This window comes from Mesorhizobium sp. U510 (genome assembly GCF_059180695.1).
In genome coordinates this window covers 5,463,080-5,485,846 of record NZ_CP180532.1, presented here as the reverse complement: position 1 = coordinate 5,485,846, position 22,767 = coordinate 5,463,080, and the positions used below count along the sequence as shown (strand labels likewise).

Here is a 22,767-nt window from a genome sequence, read left to right as displayed (position 1 = left end):
CCGCGGCTCACCCCAGTGCCTCCTCAACAATCCTGCCGAGCTCAGGCGCGATGTAGGAGAGGTCCTCCTCGTCCTTGATCAATACGCCGATGGCGCGGCGGAAGGCTTCCGGCCAGGGGCTGCCGCCTTTTTCGAGGATGGTCGCGGCATTGGCCCATTCGACCGCTTCGGCGATGCCGGGCGGCTTGGCCAGCGGCCGGGCACGGATAGTCTGCACGGCTGCCGCCACGGCGCGCGCGGTTGCCTCGGCGACGTCGCCGGCGCGCAGCATGATAATGGCGGCCTCGCGCCCGGCATCGGGATAGCCGATCCAGTGGTAGACGCAGCGGCGGCGCAACGCCTCGGCGAGCTCGCGGGTGCGGTTCGAGGTCAGGATGACAATCGGCTGGGCTGCGGCGCGGATCGTGCCGCGCTCGGGAATGCTGATCTGGAAATCGGAGAGGAATTCCAGCAGCAGCGCCTCGAATTCATGGTCGGAACGGTCGATCTCGTCGACCAGCAGCACGCGCTGCTCCGGCGCCTTCAACACCTGCAGCAGCGGGCGGGCGATCAAAAAACGGTCGTCATAGATGTCGATCTCATGCTCGCCGGCATGGCGGATGGCGAGCAGCTGGCGCTGGTAGTTCCATTCGTACAGCGCGTGCGCGGCATCGATGCCCTCATAGCATTGCAGCCGCACCAGATCGCGACCGAGCAGCTCGGCGATCGCCTTGGCCGCTTCGGTCTTGCCGACGCCCGGCGCACCTTCGAGCAGCAGCGGCTTGCCCAGGCGTATCGCCAGGAAGATGGCCGTGGCCAGGCTGTCGTCGGCCAGATAGCGCGAAGCGGCGAGATGTTCTGACACCGCCTCTGGCGAGGTCGCGACGGACTCGGCTTTGACCTCGGGCATGTCAGTTCGCCGCTTGCGCCTTGAGCGCGCGCAGGATGCGCTCCGGCGTGATCGGCAGCGTGTCGATGCGCACGCCGACGGCGTCGAAGACGGCGTTGGCGACCGCCGGTATCTGCGGATTGGCGCACATTTCGCCCGGCCCCTTGGCACCGTAGGGACCATCCGCCGAAGGCCGCTCCAGAACGATGATCTCGGTCTGTGCGAGATCGCCCGGTCCCGGCATCAAATACTGGTTGAAGTCGGTGCCGCCATGAACGCGGTTGGGATAATAGGGCTCGGTGGTCTCGTAGAGCGCGTGGCTGATGCCCATCCAGGAACCGCCGACGAGCTGCTGCTCGACCATTTTCGGGTTCAGCGCGCGGCCAATCTCGAAGACGTTCTTCACGGTCAGCACCGTCACCTCGCCGGTCTCGTCGTCGACCTCGACTTCGGCCACGGTGCAGGCGTGGGCGTAGCAGGTCGACGGCTTCATCGCGCCGGTTTCCTTCTCCGGATAGGAGCGCGGGATCAGGAACATGCCGCGGCCCGATATGGACCGGCCGCGCTTGAAATGCGCCGACAGCGCGACATCGAAGATCGAGATCGATTTCTGCGGCGCGCCCTTGACCAATATGTTGCCCTGGCCGTCGGTCTCAAGATCGGAAGCATTCACTTCCAATTCCTCGGCCGCCACTTCCAGCATCACCTGGCGGGCTTCCCTGGCCGCCTGGATGACGGCATTGCCGGCGCGGTGCGTGCCGCGCGAGGCGAAGGTGCCCATGCAGTGCGGACCGGTGTCGGTGTCGGCGGTGTCGACGACGACGCGGTCGGTGGGCACGCCGATCGTCTCGGCGCAGATCTGCGCCATGATCTGCTTCATGCCCTGGCCGAGATCGACGGAGGACAGCGTCACCATGAAATTGCCGGTCGGTGTCGAATGCACCAGCGCCTGGGTCGGGTCGCCGCCAAGATTCATGCCGGTGGGATAGTTGATCGCGGCAACGCCGCGTCCACGCCGGATCGCCATGTCAGGCTCCCTTCCTGTAGGAGGACATCGCCATATATTTCTCCGCCACCGGCCAGTTGGCGGCGCGCGAGGCTTCCTGCATGCACTCGATGAGTGCCGCCCCCTCGGTCGGCTGGCGGTGTGCCTTCATGTCGCCGTCGCGATAGGCGTTGATGAAGCGGAATTCGAGCGGGTCCATGCCGATCAGCCGCGCCAGCTTGTCCATCTGCACCTCCAGCGCGAAATCGCCGATGGTGACGCCGAAGCCGCGCATGGCCGAGGACGGCGTGCGGTTGGTGTAGACGCAATAGGTGTCGATCCAGACATTGGGGATGGTGTAGGGGCCGGGATAGTGCCCGGCACCCTTCTGCGCGCCATAGGGCGAGTGGCGTGAATAGGCGCCGGCATCGGTGTAGCCTGTGACCTTGCGCGCGACGATGCGGCCATCCTTCATCACGCCATCCTTGATGACCACCTTTTCGGCGGCGCGGGGCGAGGAGATCTGCATCTCCTCCTCACGGCTGTAGACAAAGGAGACCGGCCGGCCCGTGAGCTTGGCGCCGAGGATGGCGATAGGCTCGACGATGACGTCGACCTTGCCGCCAAAGCCGCCGCCGACGGTGCCGCCGACGAAATGCAGCTTCGAGCCCGGCATCTGCAGGATGATCGAGGTGTTGTCGAGGGTGAAGAACATCGCCTGCGTGTTGGTGTAGCAGGTGAAGCGGTCATTGCCTTCGGGCGCCACCACGCAACCGGTGGTCTCGGTGGGCGCATGCTCGATCGGCGAGGATTGGTAGCTCTGCTCCAGGATGTGGTCGGCGCTGGCGAACCCCGCCTCGACATCGCCGAAGCGGACCTTGCGGCACTCGCCGCTGTCATAGAGATAATAGTTCTGGCCATGATATTCGTTGACCAGCGGCGCGCCGGGCTTCAGCGCTTCCTCCATGTCGAAGACGGCCGGCAGCACTTCGTAGTCGATCTTGACCTTGGCGGCGGCCTCCTGCGCGGCGCGCTCGGTCTCGGCCAGCACCGCCACCACGGCCTCGCCCTTCCAGCGCACCTTGCCGTCGGCCAGCACCGTCTCGTCCTCAGGGCCGATCTGGATGAGGATCAGGATGGTGTAGACATTGTGCGGCACATCCCTGGCGGTGAGGATTTTCACCACGCCGGGATGCTTCTCGGCCTCCGAGGTATCGATACTGCGGATGCGGGCATGGTGGTGCGGGCTGCGCACCATCTTCAGGTGCAGCATGCCGGGAAAACTGCGGTCGGCGAAAAAGGCAGTCTTGCCGGTGACATGGCCGGGTGAATCCGAACGGGGCCGGGGCTGGCCGATTTCGTGCAGATCGTCCTTGCGGACATCGGCGAAGTAGTTCTTGCGCAGTTCCATCTTTGCTTCCCCTCAGAGCATGATGCCGAAAAGTGTGAAGCGGTTTTCGGACGACATCATGCTCTATCTCTTTGATTTAGAGCCGGATTCGGATTTCAGGTCGAACAGACCTGAAATCATCCGGCTCTAGGCCGCGTTCTGCGAATTGGCGCGGGCCGCGGTGAGCACCGCCTGGATGATCGGCTCGTAGCCCGTGCAGCGGCAGATATTGCCCGACAGCGCCTCCACCACCTCGTCGCGGCTGGGGTTGGGCGTGTGGTCGAGCAACACCTTGGCGGCCATGATCATTCCCGGCGTGCAGAAGCCGCATTGCGTGGCGAAGGTGCCGAGGAAGGCGCGCTGCAGTGGATGCAGCACGCCGCCTTCGGCAAGGCCGGATGTCGTGGTGATGGCAGCGCCATTGCAGGTTTCGGCTAATGTCAGGCAGGACAGCCTGAGTTCGCCGTCGATGATGACCGAGCAGGCGCCGCATGTGCCCTGGTGGCAGCCGCCTTTCGGCGAAGTGTCGCCGATCTTGTCGCGCAAAGCGTTGAGTAGCGTCGTGCCGCTGTCGATGAATTCGGCTTTCTCGGAGCCGTTGAGCGTGAATTGAACCGGGACCTTCGCCATGTTTCCTCCTTGCGCGCCTGCCCGACGGATCGGACAGACGCGCGCCCCCCAACGGTGGTTTCAGGCCAGCAGCAGCCGGCCGAGATGGACCGGCAGGACTTCAGCGCGGTACCAGGCGCTGGCGATCGGATCTGTGATCGGCGCAATGCCCTCGGTGGCGGCGGCCAGTGCTGCCGCGATGCCGTTCTGGTCGAGTTTCTTTCCCTTGAGCGCCTTTTCCGCCGCCTTGGCCCGCATTGGCCGGTCGGCCATGCAGCCAAGCGCGATCCGCGCCGAGGACACGGTGCCGTCGGCAGCCTGTTCCAGAACGGCCGCGATGCTGAGCACCGAAACGCCTTTGGGCTTGACCCGCGACACTTTCAGAAAGCGGAAGCCGTCGGCCTTCGGCAGCGTGAAGCTCACTGACGTGACGATGGAGCGGCTGCCGTCCCGCCTGGCTAGAAAAGTCTCGATCGGCAATTCGCCATCCTCGGTGCCGACCGCGGCGTCGAGCGCCAGCAAGGCCACGGCGAAATCGCCATAGGGCGCCGGCGCGAACAGATTGCCGCCGACGGTCGCCATGTTGCGGATCGCCGGACCCCCGACGGCGCGTGCGGCCTTTGCGAGCGGGCCAAGGTCGGGATGACGAGCGATCGCCGCCATGGTCACCGAAGCGCCGATGCGGACCTTGCCGCCGGCGGCCGCGATGGCCGACAGGGCCGGGTCGGTCGACATGACAAGGCCGGAGACCGAAACATCGCCTTCATTGGCCGCGCGGACCACGAGGGTACCGCCGCCGAGGTAGCGGGTGCCGGCCGTCTTCAGCGCCGCATTGGCGTCCTTAACGGTCGGGAAAGTCTGGAGGGCAAGCGCCATGGAACGCTCCTGTTCTCAGTCCTGGCCGGCAAAATGGCTCTTCAGGGCGTTGAAACCGCCCTGGAAGACGTTGGCGCCCATGCCGGCGGCGATCTTGTCGGCTTCTTCGGGTGCTGCGTCGAAGCTGGCGGTCCATTCGGCATAGGTGCGGTCGCCATCGGTGACGCGGCGCAATTGCAGCGTCGCCTTGTGGTTGGTCAGCGGCTGCGGCGTTTCCAGGATGGAATAGCTGACGAGGTAGTTCTCATCGGAAAAGTCGAGCAGTTTTTCGCGCAGCCGCGCGCCGGTGATCAGTTCGAAATTGCGCACGCAGCCGATCGTCGAGGCGTTCTTGCCGTCCTCGATATGGCTTTCGACCATGCGCGGATGCCAGCCCGGCAGGCCGTTGAAATCGCGTATGCGCGCCCAGACCTTTTCGACCGGCGCGTCGATGACGCTGGAGATGGTGACTTTTGCCATAGGTCGTTCCCTTGCGAATTCGACAGTCGGGCAAGGGTAGGGCGGTGGCCCGGGTGACGCTTATCAATGCGTCTTGCGCGCGTATCAAGGAGTCTGAAAAAGCAGGCTCAGGCGGTTGCCCGCGCGGCCTCGCGGTAGAGCGTCGGCGGCACGCCGACATGGTCGCGGAAGAAGCGCGAGAAATTGCCCTGCGTGGTGAAGCCGAGATTGCAGGCAACCGAGATCAGCGGCTCTTGCGACCACTGCAACTGCCGCACCGCTTCCTCCATGCGCAGCGTGTTCCAGTAGACATTGGGCGTCAGATTGGTCTGTTCCTTGAACAGGGCGAAGAAATGCGGCCGCGACAGGCCGACGCTTCGCGCCACATCGTCGAAGGAAATGCGCTCGCAGACATTGGCCTTCATCAGCTGGATGGCCTTGCGGACGCGGAAGTCCTGCATGGTGTTGATGCGGGTGCGCGCCTCCTGCGGCGCAGACGCATCGGCGGCATCGAGCACCGAATCGATGAAGCGCTCGATCTCGTAATTGGCGACGTCGTCGACGCTCTCATTGTCGGTCAGATGGTCGAGCAGGCTGGCGGCGGCCTGGTGCAGCCATGGCTCGAGCGTGATCTTCGCCTGGGCAAACAGCGGCGCGGAGGAGGGCAGGTCGCGGCGGCGGCGCGCCCAGTCGGGATCGATGTAGAAGGCGAGAAACAGACCTGGCATCCCGTTTTGCGACAGGACGTGGCTGTGCGGCTGGAAGGAATTGATGCCGGCGGCGGTGCGGGGGCCGAGCCGCACCGTCTCGCGGCCGATGGTCATCTCGCCGGCGGTGCCTTCGAGCCAGATGATCAGATGTGCCTCGACATGGGCATGGGTGACGAAGTCGCTCGCGACATTCAGGACAGAAACATGTCCGAACCGGCCCCAGTAGAGCCTGATCGCTTCCGTCATGGGTATATCCTCCCGCAGACGACCGGCCTCCCTTCGTCTGCATCGAGGATTGTGCGGCCGGTTTCAAGCTTCCGTCAAGGCATCGGCCGTTGGCCGATAGGCAGGGCGAGCCGCTTCAGGCGATTTTCAGACTGAGCGATAGGAGGTGAAACGAATAACGCCCGGCACTTTCCTTCTCCCACCAGGGAGAAGGAAAGGCGCTTGAATCAGTCGCTGCGCCTGAAATTGCGGATGCGGTCGAACAGCACCGCCAGCAGGATGGCGCCGCCGATGAAGGTGCCTTGCCAGAAGGCATTGATGCCGAGCAGGCCAAGGCTGTTGCGGATGACCTCGATGAGGGCGGCGCCGACAATGGCGCCGAAGGCGGTGCCGACGCCGCCGGCCAGGTTGGCGCCGCCGATGACCGTGGCGGCGATCACCTGCAGCTCCATGCCGGTACCGAGATTGGTGGTGACGGCGCCGAGCCATCCGGTCTGGATGATGCCGGCAATGCCCGCCGACAGTGCCGAGATCATGTAGACGGCGACCTTGATCTGCTTCACCGGGACGCCGGTCAGCGTCGCCGCGTGCTCGTTGCCGCCAATGGCGAAGATGTGCCGGCCGAACTTGGTCCAGCGCAGGATGAAGCCGGTGATCAGCGCCAAAAGGATCATGTAGAGCACCGGATTGGCGATGCCGAACACCCAGGCGCCGCCGCCGAGCGCCAGCAGCTTGTCGTGGTCCGGCCCGAACTGGAAGACGACGGTGTTGTTGGAGGCGACCATGGCCAGGCTGCGGGCAATCGACAGCATGCCGAGCGTCACCACGAAAGGTGGAAAGCCGAGATAGGCGGTCAGGATGCCGTTGAAGGCACCGATGGCGAGCGCGGTGGCGATCGAGGCAAGGATGCCGATCTCGATCGAATAGCCGGCATGCATGGTGACGGCCAGCACCATCGACGACAGGCACAGAACCGAGCCGACCGAAAGGTCGATGCCGCCGGTGATGATGACGAAGGTCATGCCGAGCGCGACGATGGCGACGAAGGTGATGTTGCGGGTGATGTTGTAGAGGTTCTTCGACGTTGCGAAGGCGTCGGTGGCGAACGACAGGAAGATGCAGGCGAGGATGACGGCGATCACCACCCAGAAGGTCTGGGTGGAGAACAGCCGCGACAGGAAAGTGTGCTGCTTCTGCGCGATCGTCTGATCAAGGGTGACTGCCATTATCGACCTTTCCTGCCGGCGGCGATGCACGCCAGCCTGGTGAAATCCGGATTAGCCGCGCTCACGAGACCTGCTCGATGGCGCCAGTGATGAGCCCGGTGACCTCCTCGGGCGAGCTCGACGCGATTGCCTTGTCGGCGACCTTGCGTCCGCGCCGCATGACGATGACGCGGTCGGCGACGTCGAACACGTCGGGCATGCGGTGGCTGATCAGCACCACCGCTATGCCCTGGTCGCGCAGATGGCGGATCAGGTTGAGCACTTCGGCGACTTGCCTGACCGAGATCGCCGCCGTCGGTTCGTCCATCAGCACGATTTTGGCCTGCGACAGCATGGTGCGGGCGATCGCCACCGCCTGGCGCTGGCCGCCCGACATCTGCTTGACGAGATCGCGCGGGCGGGTCTCGGACTTCAGCTCGGCGAAGAGCTGGCCGGCGCGCTTGTACATCGCGGCATAGTCGAGGATGCGGAATGGACCGACGCCGCGCCGCAGCTCGCGGCCGAGATAAACATTGGCGGCGGCCGTCAGATTGTTGCAGAGTGCAAGATCCTGATGGACAATCTCGATGCCGTGCTGGCGGGCCTCCGCCGGCTTGTTCAGGATCAATTCCTTGTCGTCCATGCGCATGGTGCCATGGCTCGGATGGAAATTGCCGGCGATCATCTTGACCAGCGTCGATTTGCCGGCGCCATTGTCGCCCATCAGGCCGACGACCTGGCCGGGTTCGATCGACAGCGACACGTCGTTGACAGCCTGGATGGCGCCAAAATGCTTCGAGATGTTGGTGAGTTCGAGAACCGCCACCAGCCTGTTGCCTCCCATGTCTTGCTGCATGCCTTTTCCAGGTCGCAGCTCCGATATCGTGCTCCCCATTCCTCCCGGAAGCAACGATCTTCGGCATTTACGCGAATGCCTACTCGGGCGTCAATTGTCGAAATTGGCTATTTGTCAGACGAATAGTGACATGTGCTTCTGAAAAATCCGTTTTGTAGGACAAATAGCAATTGACGTTGGCGCCGCGCCGTTATTAGTTGATGGTCAGAGAAAGATTTCCGGTCCCAGGCCTTTGTCGCGACGGGACCGGTGGGAGGTTATCGGCCGGTCCGGCACGTTGCCGGTCCGGTCGCATCTGAAAATGCTTATCGGCCTTGCCCGGCGGCACGAGCGTTGGCTCTGCCATCTCGCATCAAGTCGATTTGTATGGCGGGCACGCCGTGTCCGTCTGTTTCCAAGGGAGGACTGACAATGAGGAAAACAGTATTGCTCGCCGCCGTCGCCGCCATGGCGCTGGGCGCCGGGCCGGCTTTGGCCAAGAAGCAGCTCGTCATCGTGGTGAAAGGTCTCGACAACCCGTTCTTCGAAGCCATCCATCAGGGCTGCGAGAAATGGAACAAGGAGAATGCCAGCTCGGAATATGAGTGCTTCTACACCGGTCCGGCGTCGACTTCCGACGAGGCCGGCGAGGCACAGATCGTCCAGGATATGCTGAGCAAGCCCGACACCGTGGCGATGGCGATTTCGCCGTCCAACGCGCCGCTGATCGCGCAGACGATCAAGAGCGCCAATCCGTCGATCCCGATCATGACCGTCGACGCCGACCTTGCCAAGGAAGACGCAGCCCTTCGCAAGACCTATCTCGGCACCGACAACTACCTGATGGGCAAGAAGATCGGCGAGTACATCAAGAAGGCCAAGCCGAAGGGCGGCACGATCTGCACGATCGAAGGCAATCCGGCTGCCGACAACATCCTGCGCCGCGCACAAGGTATGCGCGACGCTCTGACGGGCAAGGAAGGTCTCGCGACACTTGCCGGTGAAGGCGGATGGACGGAAGTCGCCGGTTGCCCGGTGTTCACCAATGACGACGGCGCCAAGGGCGTTCAGGCGATGACCGACATCCTCGCCGCCAACCCCAAGCTCGACGCCTTCGGCATTATGGGCGGCTGGCCGCTGTTCGGCGCGCCGCAGCCTTATCGTGACCTGGTTGGACCGCTGAAGGACCGGCTGGCCAAGAACGACTTCGTCATCGGCGCCGCCGACACGATCGGCGACGAAGTGGCGATCGCCAAGGATGGTTTGGTCACCGCGCTGGTCGGCCAGCGGCCTTTTGAAATGGGCTACAAGGCGCCGTCGGTGATGATCGACCTGATCGAGGGCAAGAAGGTCGACGATCCGGTCTTCACCGGCCTCGACGAATGCACCAAGGATACGGTCGACACCTGCATCCAGAAATAGGTCTTTCGATCCGGGGCGCTCGGCAACGGGCGCCCCGTCAATTCCTGAGCGAGACGCCGTGGCAAGGGGCAACAGGCTCCGGCCTTGACGCGTCCGTGGTTTGGATTTTTCGGTGACGGGATCGGCGCGCCAAAGGGTTCGGAGTATCTCCGGGCGACAGGCGGCCGACCTATTGGAACGTGGATGCCCCAGGACAAGGCAAAGAGACAAGCCAGCCGGGCCAAGGCGCAAGCCAGCCGCGATCCGGCGGTCGTGCGCAGGGCGGATGCGGCGCACTTTCCCGGGTCCAGTGTTCATGCCTCGCTCGCCAGCGAGATTGGGCTGCGGATCGTGCGCGGCGACTATCCGCCCGGCAGCATCCTGCCCAACGAGGCCAAATGGGCGGAGACGTTCAATGTCAGCCGCTCGGCGGTGCGCGAGGCGATCAAGATGCTGATGGCCAAGAGCCTTCTGGCATCACGCCCCAAGATCGGCAGCTGGGTCGAACCGAAGGAGCGCTGGAACCTGCTCGACCGCGACGTGCTTGCCTGGTACGCGACCGCACCCGACCGTGAAACCTTCCTGCGCACCGTGCAGGAGTTCCGCCATATCATCGAGCCGGAAGCATCCGCCTTCGCCGCCATGCGGCGCAGCGACGAGCAGATGGCCGAGATCAGCCTGGCCTGCCGCGAGATGGGGGAGGCTGCGAACCTGCCGGAACGCATCCGTGCCGACACGCGCTTCCACCTCGCCATCCTGCGGGCCTCGGGCAACGACCTGCTGGTGCCGCTCGGCGTGCTGATCGAGTCCGCACTAGACCATCTCTTCGTTTTCACGACACGCCAGGTCAGCGACCAGAACCGGGCGCAGAAACTGCACGAGGCGATCGAGAAGAACATCCGCCTGCAACGGCCGGCGGCGGCGCGCAATGCCGTGCACAAGCTGCTCGCCGACACCGATGAGGGGATCGGCAGCCGGCGGCGGTAGCCGTCCGGCCGTTAGAGCAATTCTCGGGAAAGCGCGTAGCGCTCTCCCTAGGGAGTTGCGTCAAAACAAAGAGTTAGAGCCTCAAATCGTCTGCTTCTTACCATCCTTGGTCGGCATCAGGTCGACGCCGTTGACCTTGCCGATATGCGTCGCCAGCATCGGCACGAACTGCTCGGCCGGGCCGGTGGCATGGGCGCCGGCGAAGGAGTTCTTGGTGGCGTTGCCGAGCGGGTTGGCGATGCCGGCGGCACCCGCCATCAATTCCAGATAGGTCAGGTCCTTGAAGGCGTTGGCGATGGTGAATTTGTGGGCGTCGCGGTCGCCTTCCAACGTCCAGCGCATGAAGGTCTGGTAGAAGCCGCAATCCATGCGCCCGTTGCGGATGACGCTGTCGAAACGCGGCGGTGAGATGCCGACCTTTTCGGCCAGGGCCAGCGCCTCGGAATAGATGGCGGCGTAGCCCAGCGAAATGAAATTGTTGAGCAGCTTCATGCGGTGGCCATCGCCGGTGTCGCCAATGTGGACGATGCGGCCGGCCCAGGTCTCGATCACCGGCTTGACCCTGGCAAAGACGGCGTCGGGTGCGCCGACCATGGCGTCGAGCGTGCCTTCCCAGGCTTCCTTCGGCGTGCGGCTCAGCGGCGCGTCGACATAGTCGATATCAAGCGCCTTGAGTTCGGCCGCAAGCGCCACGGTCGAGACCGGGTCCGAGGTCGAACAATCGACGACGACCGAGCCTTTCTTCAAGCCTTCCTTGAGGCCGCCGAGGCCGCGGATGATGGCTTCCACTTCGCGCGAACCGGTGACGCAGATGAAGACGATATCGGACGCTGCCGCGACATCGCGCGAGGTCGACGCCTCCTTGGCGCCGCGGCCGAGGAGGTCCTCCGCGGGTTTGCGGTTCTTGCGGCCAAGGAATGTCAGGGGATAGCCCTTGTCGACGATATTCTTGGCAATGCCGTGCCCCATCAGTCCAAGGCCGATGAAGCCGATCTTTTCGCGCGCGGTGGTGGTGTTCATGTCGTCGTCCTATCCCGGATTATCGATAATTGCGCCGCTGTTTTAGCCATATGCGGTTGCAGAAAGCAATATTGTCTGACAATAGACGGTAATTCCAGAGCCTGTCATGGAGACCAGAATGACGAAGCGGATCATGTTCACCGGCGGCAGCGGCAAGGCTGGGCGCCATGTCGTGCAATATCTTGTCGAACAGGGCTGCCAGGTGCTCAACATCGACACCAAGCCGCTCGACAATCCCAAGGTGCGCACGCTGATCACCGACATCACCGATAGCGGGCAGGTGTTCAACGCGCTGTCGAGTTATATGGGCCTGCACGAATTCGACCCCTCGCTGCGCCCGCAGCCGGTGGATGCGGTGGTGCATTTCGCTGCCATCCCGCGCATCATGATCACGCCGGACAATGAAGTGTTCCGCATCAATGCGATGGGCACCTACAATGTCATCGAGGCCGCGGTGAAGCTCGGCATCCGCAAGGTGATCGTCGCCTCCTCGGAGACGACCTACGGCCTGGTGTTCGCCAACGAGCCGCGCGACCCCAAATATTTCCCGCTCGACGAGGAGTATGACGTCGACCCGATGGACAGCTATGCGCTGTCCAAGATCGTCAACGAAAAGACCGCGCGTGCCTTCGCGCAGCGCAACGGCACCGACATCTATGCCTTGCGCATCGGCAATGTCATCGAGCCGCATGAATATTCGCTGTTCCCGAAATGGTTCGCCGATCCCGGTTTCCGCAAGCGCATCGCCTGGAGCTATGTCGACGCGCGCGATCTCGGCCAGATCACGCTGCGCGCCATCGAAAAGGACGGGCTCGGCTACCAGGTGTTCAACGCCGCCAATGACGACACCTCGTCCGACCTGCCGACGGCCGAACTCCTGAAGCGATTCTATCCCAACGTGCCGGTCAAGGCTGAACTCGGTGAGTACGAGACGCTGCTGTCGAACCGCAAGGCGCGCGATATGCTGGGCTTCCGTCCGGAGCATAGCTGGCGCAAATACGTCAAAACCGCCTGAGCAAGCAGGCAAAACGGGGTTGGGCTGTGCATAGCGGCGCGCTTTGCGGCCCAACCGCCCGGTGGTGCTTGACAGCTTCCGCAAACCGGCCTTTCTGAAGTCCATGCGGGACGCAAAGCCGAACAAGGAAAAATCGCCGAAAAAGCCGGCATCCGCCGAACGCCCCTCCGGTGTTCGCCGGCCCGACGCGGCACGCATTCCCGGCGCCAGCGTGCACACGTCGCTGGCCAGCGAAATTGGCCTGCGGATCGTGCGCGGCGATTATCCGCCCGGTACCATCCTGCCCAATGAGGCGAAATGGTCGGAAACCTTCAGCGTCAGTCGCTCGGCGGTGCGCGAGGCGATCAAGATGCTGATGGCCAAGAGCTTGCTTGCTTCACGCCCCAAGATCGGCAGCTGGGTCGAGCCCAGGGAACGCTGGAACCTGCTCGACCGTGACGTGCTCGCCTGGTACGCAACCTCGCCCGACCGCGAGGTGTTTCTGAAGACGGTGCAGGAATTCCGCCACATCATCGAGCCGGAAGCCACTGCCTTCGCCGCCATGCGGCGGACCGACGAGCAGATGGCCGAGATCAGCCAGGCCTGCCGCGAGATGGGGGAGGCGGCCAGCCTGCAGGAACGCACGCGCGCCGACACACGCTTCCACCTGGCCATCCTGCGCGCATCCGGCAATGATCTTCTGGTGCCGCTCGGAGTACTGATCGAATCCGCGTTCGACCATCTCTTCACCTTTACGACACGGGCGGTCGACGATCTCAATCACGTGCAGAAGCTGCATGAGGCGATCGAGAAGAACATCCGGCTGCAACGCCCGGACGCAGCGCGCGCCGCGGTGCGCAAGTTGCTCGCCAACACCGATCACGTGATCAAGTCGCGCTAAACCACTAATCTTCCTTCTCGCGGCCGAAGGCCACGCGCAGTTCGTCCTTGGCGTGCTCGAGCACTCGCCTGCGCGTGGCGGGCAGGTTCTTGCCGGCGCGGTTGATATAGAAATTCAGCATCGACATGGCGGATTGAAAAGGTTCGGCCTTGCGGCGGTGGCTGTGTTCGGCCGACTGTTTGAGCGAGGCGGCGATCTTCCTGGCATCGTCGGACTCGAAGATGTGATCCTCGAGATCCATGGCGTCGCTCTGCTCGGTCACCTCGGCCGACCATTTCTGCCTGGCAGCGGTCATGGCTGGGACTCCTTTGCGGTTTGATGGTCGGAAAACTCCAGACATTGGCGTCGGTTCCCGCCTTCTGACCGCTCTGGAGCCACGGATTTGCCTGCTGTGGCGCTGCTGCACGCAGAGAATGCGCCGATAGTGGTGCAAACGGCGGCCGGTTTTCGAGACCGCCGACAGGAAACGCCTTTGACCCGAACCGACCTGAACCGGCCGAGCCCCGGCATAGACAGTTCCTACGCTTGGGTGCGCCTGGCCATATCGATGGTGCTGGCGACGATCGGTGGGGTCGGCATGTGGGCTGTCGTCGTGGTGCTGCCCGCGGTGCAGGCGGAGTTCGGCGTCGACCGCGCCGCGGCATCCATGCCCTACACCGCGACCATGGTGGGCTTCGCCGCCGGCAATGTGTTGGTCGGCCGCGCCATCGATCGCATGGGGTATTGGATCCCGGCGCTGATTTCCTCCGTGGCACTCTCGGCCGGCCTGCTGCTTGCCGCACTTTCGACCTCGATCCTGCAATTCACCCTTGCGCAAGGGTTGCTTATCGGTGTCGGCACGTCGGTGATCTTCGGGCCGCTGATCGCCGACATCTCGCACTGGTTCAACCGCCGGCGCGGCGTCGCCGTCACGGCGGCGGCGGCCGGTAATTACCTCGCCGGAACGCTCTGGCCGACCATCATGCCGACGCTGATCAAGGCGGAAGGCTGGCGCTTCACCTATGCCGCGATCGGCATCTTCTGCCTGGTCACCATGGTGCCGTTGGTGCTGATGCTGCGGCGCGGCGCTCCTGAGGCTACCGCCGCCGGCTCACCGGGAAGCCGGTCTGTGCAGCCGATTCCCATGTCGCCGGCGGCGCTGCAGGCGCTGCTGGTTGTCGCCGGCCTTGGCTGCTGTGTGGCGATGTCGATGCCGCAGGTGCATATCGTCGCCTATTGCATGGATCTTGGCTACGGCATTGCGCATGGCGCCGACATGCTGTCGATCATGATGGCGGCGGGCGTCGTCAGCCGGCTCGCTTCGGGCTTCATCGCCGATCGCATCGGCGGTGCGAAGACCCTGGTCATCGGCTCGGTGCTGCAATGCCTGTCGCTGCTGTTTTACATTCCGTTCGACGGGCTCGCCTCGCTCTACGTCGTGTCGCTGGTGTTCGGCCTGTCGCAAGGCGGCATCGTGCCCTGCTATGCGATCATCGTGCGCGAATACCTGCCGGCCAAGGAGGCCGGCCAGCGTATTGGCATCGTCATGATGGCGACGATCTTCGGCATGGCGATCGGCGGCTGGATGTCGGGCTGGATCTACGACCTGACCGGATCCTACGCCGTAGCCTTCCTTAATGGCATCGCCTGGAATTTGCTGAACATAGTGGCGATCGGGCTGTTCATGTGGAAGGCAAGGCAAAGGGCCGTCATGGCAGCCTGAGGCGCGCCTCGGCTTGACAATAGGCAGGCACTGCGCGACCCCAGAGATCAAGGGTTGCGGCGACAGGCCGGTGAGATGGCGACAGCTGTGATGATCGTACTGCGGATGTGTGCAAGCGGACCTCGGCCTTGATCAAGCCGCGCTCGCGCCGCGGCGGCGGCCGCCCGACCATAGCGGATGTCGCGCGCAAGGCCGGCGTCGGGGCCATCACCGTGTCGCGGGCGCTGCGCGAGCCGGAGCGCGTCTCGGAAGAATTGCGCCGTCAGATCCAGGCCGCCGTCGACGAGCTCGGCTATGTGCCGGACCCCAATGCGCGCGCGCTGGCCTCGGCGCGCGCCGAGGTGTTCGGCGTGCTGGTGCCATCGCTCACCAACAACGTCTTCGCCGAGGTGGTGCGCGGCATCTATGACAGCCTGTCGGACAGCCCGTTCCGCATCCAGCTTGGCAACACGCACTATTCCGGGCTCGAGGAGGAGCGGCTCTTGCAGCTGTTCGGCTCGCAGCGGCCGGCAGCGCTGATCGTCGCAGGTATCGACCAGACGCCTACCTCGCGAAAACTGCTCGAAAATGCCGGCTGCCCCGTGGTGCAGGTGATGGAGACCGGGCCCGATCCCGTCGACATGATGGTCGGCTTCTCGCATTTCGACGGCGGCAGGACGGCGACCGAGCACCTGATCGAGGCAGGGTATCGCCGCATCGGCTTCATCGGCGCGCGCATGGACCCGCGTTCGCAGCGGCGCCTCGCCGGCTACCGCGCGGCGATGGAGAAGGCCGGGCTGTTTGATCCGCGCCTGGTCACCACCACGCCGGTGCTGTCCAGCGTGCCGCTTGGGCGAGAACTGTTCCGCGATGCCCTGGCCAAGATGCCGACGCTCGACGGCGTGTTCTGCAACAATGACGACATCGCGCTCGGTGTGCTGTTCGAATGCCACCGCGCCGCGATCGATGTGCCTAAGACCATCGGCATCGTCGGTTTCAACGATCTCGACATGATGCAGGTGGCGTTTCCCTCGATCACCAGCATCCGCACCTACCGCTACGAAATCGGCAGGCGTGCCGTGGCCATGGCACTGGCGGCGATCGCCGGCGACCGGCCGCAGGAGCGGGTCGTCGATCTCGGCTTCGAGCTCAAGCGCCGCGAGAGTACAGCCCGCTGAACCCACTTTCTAGAAGGCGCTCAAATGGTGCTTTACACAACGTTATGGTAGCGCTACCATTTTTCTGAACGAGCCTCGCCTCTGAAGTGCTGGGTTTGTTTATTATACATAAGCAACAGCTCATGCTTGTTTATTATGTATAATATGATAGTTTTTCTTCGATCGACGGGGACGGCAAAGGGGAGGTGGCGCAAAGGTCGTTGGCACCTGGGTAGGCGTGACTGGGCAAGGCGGGAGGGCCTGCCGGAAACGCGAGAATTGCATGAAACTGAAGCAAACAAATCAGAACTGCAATCGGGAGGATTATCGATGATCAAGTCACTCGTCGGTGGCATCGTTGCCGCCAGTGCATTCGTTATGTTGAGCTCGTCGGCGATTGCCGCGGGTCCCGAAATCGTCAAAGGTCCGGCTGCCGAGCCTGACTGTTTCGCGCCCTGGGCCGCCGACACGCAATTCTTCAAGTTCCCCAAGAAGGCCGGGCCGTACCGCATCGCGCTCGCCAATGGCTATATCGCCAATACGTGGCGCATCCAGATGGTGCAGACCGCGAAGGCCTATGCGGCGCAGAAGGACGTCGCCGCGAAGCTGAAGGAATTCAAGGTCGTCTCGACCGGCGAAGATGTGCCGGCGCAGATTTCGGCGATCAACAACTTCATCGATTCCGGTTATGACGCGATCGTCGTCAACGCGCAGAACCCGACCGCATTCGGGCCAGTGATCAAGCGCGCCAAGGAAGCCGGCGTCGTGCTGGTTGCCTTCGACAACATTCTCGACACCAAGGACGCCATCAACGTCAATGTCGACCAGAAGGGTCTTGGCGAGCTGTGGGGCAAATGGTTGGTCTCGCATGTGCCGAATGGCGGCAAGGTGCTCGAGGTGCGCGGCGTTGCCGGCACGTCGGTGGACACTGACCGCCACAATGGCATCCACGAGGTTCTCGATGCCTCCGGAAAGAAATGGGCCGTCACCGAGGTCGTCGGCAAGTGGGATGACGGCGTTGCGCAAAAGGCTTCGGCCGACGCGATCGCCACCAACGGCCCCTTCGACGGCGTCACCGGACAGGGCGGCGACACCGGCATCGTGCAGGCGATGATCGATGCCAAGCATCCCTTCGTGCCGTTCGGCGGCGAGACCGAGAACGGCTTCCGCAAATTCTGCGCGGCCCACGCGGCCGACGGGTTGAAGTGCTCGTCAGCTGGTACCGGTCCGGCGCAGGTGGCGGTTGCCATCAAGACGGCGATCGCGGCGCTTGAAGGCAATGTCGTCCCGCAATCGGTCAAGCTGCCGCTGGCGATCGTCGAGGATCCAAACTTCAAGGCTGGTCAGGATTTCTTCCCCGACCAGTCCGACAATTTCTTCGTCGGCAATTCCTTCCCGACCTGCGGCATCAATTTCACCGCACAGGAAATCATGGGGCAGACCAAGGCGGATCAGTAGGCTGCACTCCCGGCGCCGTGGGATCTCCCGCGGCGCCGGTCAATTGATACGCTCAAAGCGCCCCGGGGAGGGCCGATGGACAGTGCGGTTCCGCTCTTCCAGATGGAAGGCATATCCAAGCGCTATGGTGGCGTGCGAGCTCTGGAAAAGGCGGAGCTTGTCGTCACATCCGGCAGCATCCACGCCATCCTTGGCGAAAACGGCGCCGGCAAGTCGACGTTGATCAAGGTCATGGCTGGTGTCGTGGCGCCCGATGAGGGCCGCATGACGCTGGATGGCCGTGAGGTGACCTTCCTGTCGCCAGCCGCCGCCAACCAGGCAGGCATCGTCTGCATCTTCCAGGAGCTGTCGCTGGTTCCAGATCTCAGCGTCGCCGACAATATCGTCATTTCCGATCCGCCCAAACGCTTCGGCATGATCGACCGCAAGGCGCAACGTCGCGTCGCAGAGGAAGCCCTTGCGCGCGCTGGCGCGGCCGACATCCATCCGCTGGCGCTGGTCAAGGACCTTCCCCTTTCAAGAAGGCAGATGGTCGAGATCGCCAAGGCGCTGGCCAGAAAGCCACGCATTCTCATCCTCGACGAGGCGACATCGGCGCTCACGGCGGCGGATGTCTCGAAGATTTTTGGCGTCCTGAAACGGCTGCGCTCGGAAGGGCTGGCGTTGCTCTATATCTCGCACCGCATGAACGAGATCGCCGAACTTGCCGATCAGTGCACGGTGTTCCGCAATGGCCGCAATGTCGCCAGCTACAAGGCCGGCTCGAAGAGCGACAATGAGGTGGTCGAATTGATGATCGGCCGCGAATACAGTCACATCTTCCCGCCCAAACCGGCGACCGTGCCAGCTACAGCCGCACCCAGGCTTGAAGCCCGCAAGCTTTCCTGGGCCGACCGGCTGCACGACATCTCGCTGACCGTCAGGGCAGGCGAGGTGGTCGGCCTCGGCGGTCTCGACGGCCAGGGCCAGCGCGAATTGCTGCTTGCCTTCTTCGGCGTGCTGCGCGGCCTTTCCGGCGAGGTGCTGATCGACGGCAAGCCGGTGGCGATCAGCAGTCCCGCGGCGGCCCGCGAGGACGGCATCGGCATGGCGCTGATCCCCGAGGACCGCAAGACCGAAGGCTTGATGCTGCCGATGACGGTGCGCGAGAATTTGTCCTTCGCCGCGCTCGATCGCTTGTCCAAGGGCGGCATCATCGACCGCGCCGCCGAGCAGCGGCTGATCGACGATATGGTCGGCCTGCTCGCGATCAAGACGGCGGGCCTCGATATTCCGGTCGGCGCGCTGTCGGGCGGCAACCAGCAGAAGGTGGTCATCGCCAAATGGCTGATGCGCCAGCCGCGCATCATCCTGCTCAACGACCCGACGCGGGGCATCGATGTCGGCACCAAGCAGGAGCTCTATCAGCTGATGCGCAAGCTGGCGGACGCCGGGGCCGCGATCCTGTTCTATTCGACCGACTATGACGAGCTGATCGGCTGCTGCGACCGCGTGCTGGTGCTCTACGACGGAGCGGTCAAGCGCGAACTGGTCGGCGCCGAGATCACCGAGCGGGCGCTGATAGCGAGCGCGCTCAACATCCATGGCGAGGAGAGCCCGGTGGGCCTGGGAGCAAGTGCGTGAAAGATTGGCGCTACTGGCTGGCAGAGCAGCGCGGAACGCTGCTGGCGCTCGGCATCTTCATCGTCATGTTCATCATCTACACCTCGAACCATCCGGCCGGCTTCACTGCCAATGTGGTGCAGACGGCGGCGAACAAGGGTGTGCTGCTCGCCTTCGTCGCCATGGCGCAGACGCTGGTGGTGATCACCGCCGGCATCGACCTGTCCGTCGGCATGATTTTTCTGCTTACCAACTGCCTGGCCTCCTGGCTGGTGGTGGGCACGCCCATGCAGACGACGCTCGGCGTCATCGCCGTGCTGGCGGTCGGTCTTCTGTGCGGCGCCATCAACGGCGCCATCGTCATCTACGGCCGGCTGCAGCCGATCGTCGCCACCATCGCCACCGGCGCCGTCTTTTACGGCATCGGCCTTCTGCTGCGTCCCTTTCCAGGCGGCTCGGTCAATGAGGACCTGGCCGATGCGATGACCGGACGCGTCTTCGATGTGGTGCCGGCGAGCCTCGTCGTGCTGTTCGCCATCGTGTTGTTGATCTGGGTGCCGTTCAGCCGCTCGGTGCTTGGCCGTGCTGCCTATGCGGCGGGATCGTCGGAGACGGCGGCCTATATGTCGGGCGTTCCGATCAGGCGCGGCAAGTTCGCCGCCTACACGCTGGCCGGGCTGCTGGCCGCGATCGGCGGGCTGTTCCTGACCTTCTTCACCTATACGGGCGACGCTGCCTATGCCAGCGGCAACGCCTACACGCTGTTCTCGATCGCCGCCGTGGTGCTGGGCGGTGTCTCGCTGTTCGGCGGCAAGGGCAGCGCCATCGGCGCCATCTTCGGCGCGCTGGCCTTCCGCACCATCGGCGATCTGTTGTTCGTGTTCGATTTCGATCCGCTCTGGCAGCCGCTGTTCCAGGGGGTTATCCTGCTGATCGCGGTCAGCCTCGGCGCCTTCGCCCTGTTTCGGGTCCGCAACCGGCTGGAGTGGTTCCTGTGAGCGAAACGACATTGGGCGGCATTGCCGGCCGCATGCCGAAATTCATCCGCCGCGCCGATCCGGCTGTGCTGACGGCATTCGCCTGCATCGTGCTGTTGCTGTTCCTCGGCAGCCTCTATTCCAGAAGCTTCCTGTCACCTGAATATCTGCTGCAGCAGTTGAAGGTGGCCTCGTTCCTCGGCGTCATCGCCACCGGCATGATGCTGGTCATCCTGCTCGGCCAGATCGACCTGTCGGTGCCGTGGTCGGTGGCCGCGGGCGCCATGATGGCCTGCGCGGCGGCCGCCTACGGCCCGGTCGGCGTGGTGCTGGCCATTCCGTTCGGCATCTTCTGCGGCGTGCTGATCGGCGTCATCAACGGCATCGGCGTCGCCTATCTGCGCATTCCCTCGATGATCATCACGCTTGCCACCAATGCCGTCGCGCAAGGGCTGATGGTGGTCTATACCGGCGGTTTCTCGCCCCAGGATTCGGCCACGGGCGCGATGCGCTACCTCGCCACCGGCTTTGCCGTTCCAGGCGTGCCCAATGCGGTCATCATCTGGGCGCTGATCGGGGCGGCGATGGTCTTCGTGCTGACCCGCACCGGCTTTGGCCGCACCGTCTACGGCATCGGCAACCGCGAGCGCGCTGCCTATCTATCCGGCATCGACACAAGGCGCGTGGTGATGATTGCCTTCGCCGTCTCCGGGGGACTCTCGGCCTTTGGCGGCGTGTTGCTGGCCGGTTATGCCTCGAAGGCGGCGCAGTCGATGGGCGATGCGTATTTGCTGCCGTCGATCGCCGCAGTGGTGCTCGGCGGCACCTCGATCCTCGGTGGGCGCGGGTCCTATCTCGGCACCGTCGCCGGCGTCATCCTGATCACGCTTCTGCAATCCATCCTGTCGGTCATGCAGATGCCGGAGGCGGGGCGGCAGATCATCTATGGCGTCGTCATTGTCGCCATGCTGCTGCTCTACGGCCGCGCGCCGGCAAGCCGCTAGAGCCGGATGATTTCAGGCCGGATCGACCTGAAATCTGAATCCGCCTCTAAATCAAGGAGATAGAGCATGATGTCGTCCGAAAACCGCTTCACACTTTTTGGCATCATGCTCTAGCCGTGGACGAAGAAGCAGCGCAGGCGCCGGCGGGCGCTCCCGGTTCGGTGCCTCCGGCGATTGTGGTGATGGGCGTCGCCGGTTGCGGCAAGTCGGCTGTCGGCATTGCGCTGGCGGCCGCGCTGGGGGCCGTCTTCATCGAAGGCGACAGGCTGCATCCGCCGGAGAATGTGGCGCGCATGGCAAGCGGCGAGCCACTTACCGACCAGTTGCGTGAGGGCTGGCTCGACGCCATCGGCGAGCGCATCGCGGCGTCGGTCGGCGAAGGGCAGGGCGTGGTCGCGGCCTGCTCGGCGCTGAAGCGCGGCTATCGCGAGCGCCTGCGCGGTTTTCGCCCCGACATCGTCTTCCTCTATCTGGAGATCGATCCGGCGACGGCAAGGCAGCGGGTCGCCAGCCGCAAGGGCCATTTCATGCCGGCAAGCCTGGTCGACAGCCAGTTCGCCATTCTCGAGCCGCCGGGGAGCGATGAGCGGGCGCTGACAATCGACGCGACGCGTCCCGTTGCCGATGCCGTTGCGGACGCGATGCGTCTGCTGGCCAATTCGTAAGCCGGTACCGTCGCCTGTCATGGCATCGCCATGGGCGATCATGGAACCTTGCTATGACAAACGCCGCCCCCAGCCGTCAATCTAGACTAAATCTGCGAGGACAGCTCGACCGGGAAATCGTCGTTATCGGCATCGCGCATGGCTGCGAGGCTTCTGTTATCGAGCACCTCGGCAATGGCCTGGCGCACTTCCAGCATCATGTGCCGGACCTGGCAGGTCGCCTCGTCGCAATCCTCGCAGCGCTGGTACTGCGTGCGGCTGGCGCAGGGTATCGGCGCCAGCGGGCCGTCCAACACGCGCACGACATGGCCGATCTTGATCTCGGAAGCCGGGCGAGCGAGGCGATAGCCGCCTTCCTTGCCCTTGCGGCTCTGGACAAAGCCCGCATTGCGCAATTCGCCCAGAATGGCATCGAGGAATTTCTTCGGGATGTTGTTGGCGACAGCAATGTCGTTGACGAAGGCCAGTTGGCCCGCCGGCAGGCCAGACAGATGCACGAGGGCCTTGAGGCCGTATTTGCCTTTTTTTGTCAGCATGCCCGAGTCAACCCGTTGAAGCCCCAACCACCCCGCATCTGGCGGCTGTTTGTGTGCAAATAATGACGGTTTCGCCGCACGATGATATTTCGCGAAAACAAGACGCCGAATAGCACGTTAGGCACAAACGCGTTGATTCTTTGTAACGTTTTGCCGGGATGATGCCGTATTCGTCCTGGCTGATGGCAAAAACGAAGAAAGCCGGCTCACTGCCGGCTTTCCTCATCTGTTCAATCCATGCCG

General features: G+C 63.7%; 23 protein-coding genes. 11 read left to right on the top strand and 12 right to left on the bottom strand.

The window, feature by feature from the left end:
* Nucleotides 1-7 precede the first annotated feature (7 nt).
* The 9 genes from ACLGL5_RS28335 to ACLGL5_RS28295 form a co-directional block, all read right to left on the bottom strand.
* Nucleotides 8-889, bottom strand: coding sequence for an AAA family ATPase (locus tag ACLGL5_RS28335; RefSeq protein WP_069092528.1), 882 nt, complete (start codon nucleotides 887-889; stop codon nucleotides 8-10).
* A 1-nt stretch (nucleotide 890) separates the two neighbouring features.
* Nucleotides 891-1,895: a xanthine dehydrogenase family protein molybdopterin-binding subunit gene (locus ACLGL5_RS28330; RefSeq protein WP_069092527.1), complete on the bottom strand. Its 1,005-nt coding sequence runs from the start codon at nucleotides 1,893-1,895 to the stop codon at nucleotides 891-893.
* Between the two features lies 1 nt (nucleotide 1,896).
* On the bottom strand, nucleotides 1,897-3,264 hold the full coding sequence (locus tag ACLGL5_RS28325) for a xanthine dehydrogenase family protein molybdopterin-binding subunit (protein WP_069092526.1): 1,368 nt from the start codon (nucleotides 3,262-3,264) through the stop codon (nucleotides 1,897-1,899).
* Between the two features lie 126 nt (nucleotides 3,265-3,390).
* A complete protein-coding gene (locus ACLGL5_RS28320) occupies nucleotides 3,391-3,873 on the bottom strand; it encodes a (2Fe-2S)-binding protein (RefSeq protein WP_069092525.1) in 483 nt (160 codons plus the stop codon).
* 60 nt (nucleotides 3,874-3,933) lie between these two features.
* On the bottom strand, nucleotides 3,934-4,728 hold the full coding sequence (locus ACLGL5_RS28315) for an FAD binding domain-containing protein (RefSeq protein ID WP_069092524.1): 795 nt from the start codon (nucleotides 4,726-4,728) through the stop codon (nucleotides 3,934-3,936).
* A 15-nt stretch (nucleotides 4,729-4,743) separates the two neighbouring features.
* Nucleotides 4,744-5,187, bottom strand: a complete 444-nt coding sequence (locus tag ACLGL5_RS28310) for an SRPBCC family protein (RefSeq protein ID WP_019859222.1) — start codon at nucleotides 5,185-5,187, stop codon at nucleotides 4,744-4,746.
* Nucleotides 5,188-5,294: 107 nt separating this feature from the next.
* The gene (locus tag ACLGL5_RS28305; RefSeq protein WP_019859220.1) at nucleotides 5,295-6,122 is read right to left on the bottom strand and encodes an AraC family transcriptional regulator; all 828 of its coding nucleotides are present in this window, start codon (nucleotides 6,120-6,122) and stop codon (nucleotides 5,295-5,297) included.
* 206 nt (nucleotides 6,123-6,328) lie between these two features.
* Nucleotides 6,329-7,327 (bottom strand): ABC transporter permease, encoded by a 999-nt coding sequence (locus ACLGL5_RS28300; protein WP_019859219.1) that lies wholly within the window; start codon nucleotides 7,325-7,327, stop codon nucleotides 6,329-6,331.
* 61 nt (nucleotides 7,328-7,388) lie between these two features.
* Nucleotides 7,389-8,132: an ATP-binding cassette domain-containing protein gene (locus ACLGL5_RS28295; RefSeq protein ID WP_027047043.1), complete on the bottom strand. Its 744-nt coding sequence runs from the start codon at nucleotides 8,130-8,132 to the stop codon at nucleotides 7,389-7,391.
* A 441-nt stretch (nucleotides 8,133-8,573) separates the two neighbouring features.
* Here ACLGL5_RS28295 and ACLGL5_RS28290 point away from each other — a divergent pair, with 441 nt between their 5' ends.
* Nucleotides 8,574-9,563 (top strand): sugar-binding protein, encoded by a 990-nt coding sequence (locus ACLGL5_RS28290; RefSeq protein WP_019859217.1) that lies wholly within the window; start codon nucleotides 8,574-8,576, stop codon nucleotides 9,561-9,563.
* Nucleotides 9,564-9,746: 183 nt separating this feature from the next.
* Entirely contained in the window at nucleotides 9,747-10,529 is a 783-nt protein-coding gene (locus ACLGL5_RS28285; RefSeq protein ID WP_069092523.1) for a FadR/GntR family transcriptional regulator, read from the top strand.
* 81 nt (nucleotides 10,530-10,610) lie between these two features.
* On the opposite strand, the gene ACLGL5_RS28280 is transcribed toward ACLGL5_RS28285, so the two are convergent.
* Nucleotides 10,611-11,549, bottom strand: a complete 939-nt coding sequence (locus tag ACLGL5_RS28280) for an NAD(P)-dependent oxidoreductase (RefSeq protein WP_494372809.1) — start codon at nucleotides 11,547-11,549, stop codon at nucleotides 10,611-10,613.
* A 118-nt stretch (nucleotides 11,550-11,667) separates the two neighbouring features.
* Between ACLGL5_RS28280 and ACLGL5_RS28275 the strand changes: the two genes are divergently transcribed.
* Nucleotides 11,668-12,564: an NAD-dependent epimerase/dehydratase family protein gene (locus ACLGL5_RS28275; protein ID WP_027047042.1), complete on the top strand. Its 897-nt coding sequence runs from the start codon at nucleotides 11,668-11,670 to the stop codon at nucleotides 12,562-12,564.
* Between the two features lie 103 nt (nucleotides 12,565-12,667).
* Nucleotides 12,668-13,444, top strand: a complete 777-nt coding sequence (locus tag ACLGL5_RS28270; protein WP_027047041.1) for a FadR/GntR family transcriptional regulator — start codon at nucleotides 12,668-12,670, stop codon at nucleotides 13,442-13,444.
* A 4-nt stretch (nucleotides 13,445-13,448) separates the two neighbouring features.
* On the opposite strand, the gene ACLGL5_RS28265 is transcribed toward ACLGL5_RS28270, so the two are convergent.
* On the bottom strand, nucleotides 13,449-13,739 hold the full coding sequence (locus ACLGL5_RS28265) for a DUF3175 domain-containing protein (RefSeq protein ID WP_069092521.1): 291 nt from the start codon (nucleotides 13,737-13,739) through the stop codon (nucleotides 13,449-13,451).
* A 177-nt stretch (nucleotides 13,740-13,916) separates the two neighbouring features.
* On the opposite strand from ACLGL5_RS28265, the gene ACLGL5_RS28260 reads away from it, so the two are divergent.
* The 7 genes from ACLGL5_RS28260 (at nucleotide 13,917) to ACLGL5_RS28230 (ending at nucleotide 21,988) form a co-directional block, all read left to right on the top strand.
* Nucleotides 13,917-15,146, top strand: a complete 1,230-nt coding sequence (locus ACLGL5_RS28260; protein ID WP_027047040.1) for an MFS transporter — start codon at nucleotides 13,917-13,919, stop codon at nucleotides 15,144-15,146.
* A 128-nt stretch (nucleotides 15,147-15,274) separates the two neighbouring features.
* Nucleotides 15,275-16,303 carry an HTH-type transcriptional regulator GntR gene (gene gntR, locus ACLGL5_RS28255; protein WP_027047039.1) on the top strand — a complete coding sequence of 343 codons (1,029 nt, stop codon included), beginning with the start codon at nucleotides 15,275-15,277 and terminating at the stop codon, nucleotides 16,301-16,303.
* A 309-nt stretch (nucleotides 16,304-16,612) separates the two neighbouring features.
* Nucleotides 16,613-17,740: a sugar ABC transporter substrate-binding protein gene (locus ACLGL5_RS28250; RefSeq protein ID WP_019859208.1), complete on the top strand. Its 1,128-nt coding sequence runs from the start codon at nucleotides 16,613-16,615 to the stop codon at nucleotides 17,738-17,740.
* Nucleotides 17,741-17,815: 75 nt separating this feature from the next.
* Entirely contained in the window at nucleotides 17,816-19,363 is a 1,548-nt protein-coding gene (locus ACLGL5_RS28245) for a sugar ABC transporter ATP-binding protein (RefSeq protein ID WP_019859207.1), read from the top strand.
* Nucleotides 19,360-20,340 (top strand): ABC transporter permease, encoded by a 981-nt coding sequence (locus ACLGL5_RS28240; protein WP_019859206.1) that lies wholly within the window; start codon nucleotides 19,360-19,362, stop codon nucleotides 20,338-20,340. Before ACLGL5_RS28245 ends, ACLGL5_RS28240 begins: the two co-directional genes overlap by 4 nt.
* Entirely contained in the window at nucleotides 20,337-21,323 is a 987-nt protein-coding gene (locus ACLGL5_RS28235) for an ABC transporter permease (protein ID WP_069092520.1), read from the top strand. The genes ACLGL5_RS28240 and ACLGL5_RS28235 overlap by 4 nt, the downstream gene beginning before the upstream one ends.
* 116 nt (nucleotides 21,324-21,439) lie before the next feature.
* The gene (locus tag ACLGL5_RS28230) at nucleotides 21,440-21,988 is read left to right on the top strand and encodes a gluconokinase (protein WP_069092519.1); all 549 of its coding nucleotides are present in this window, start codon (nucleotides 21,440-21,442) and stop codon (nucleotides 21,986-21,988) included.
* 86 nt (nucleotides 21,989-22,074) lie between these two features.
* On the opposite strand, the gene ACLGL5_RS28225 is transcribed toward ACLGL5_RS28230, so the two are convergent.
* Nucleotides 22,075-22,524: an RrF2 family transcriptional regulator gene (locus ACLGL5_RS28225; RefSeq protein ID WP_019859201.1), complete on the bottom strand. Its 450-nt coding sequence runs from the start codon at nucleotides 22,522-22,524 to the stop codon at nucleotides 22,075-22,077.
* Nucleotides 22,525-22,767 lie beyond the last annotated feature (243 nt).